We start from the raw sequence: 295 nt of genomic DNA, 5'->3' as shown, positions 1-295 counted from the left end.
GCAAACATCGACCGTCTGCGCTTTACCTTCGGTGTGCAGGCACTGGTGGAAACCACTTCAAAGGGGGACCGGAATCCGTCGGAAGTCCGCCTGCTGGTTCAGATACAGCGTAACGGTGGCTGGGTGACGGAAAAAGACATCACCATTAAGGGCAAAACCACCTCGCAGTATCTGGCCTCGGTGGTGGTGGATAACCTGCCGCCGCGCCCGTTTAATATCCGGATGCGCAGGATGACGCCGGACAGCACCACAGACCAGCTGCAGAACAAAACGCTCTGGTCGTCATACACCGAAA

1 protein-coding gene is annotated in these 295 nt (G+C 56.9%); it reads left to right on the top strand.

Annotated features, from left to right (window positions below; all coding sequences use genetic code 11):
- On the top strand, positions 1 to 295 hold a 295-nt coding region (gene gpJ, locus HEN33_RS25770), incomplete at both ends, for a TipJ family phage tail tip protein (protein WP_183083565.1).

Origin of the sequence: Escherichia sp. 94.0001, assembly GCF_013369155.2 — a bacterium.
Taxonomy (GTDB): Bacteria; Pseudomonadota; Gammaproteobacteria; order Enterobacterales; family Enterobacteriaceae; genus Escherichia; species Escherichia coli_F.
This window is presented reverse-complemented; position numbering and strand designations above follow the sequence as displayed.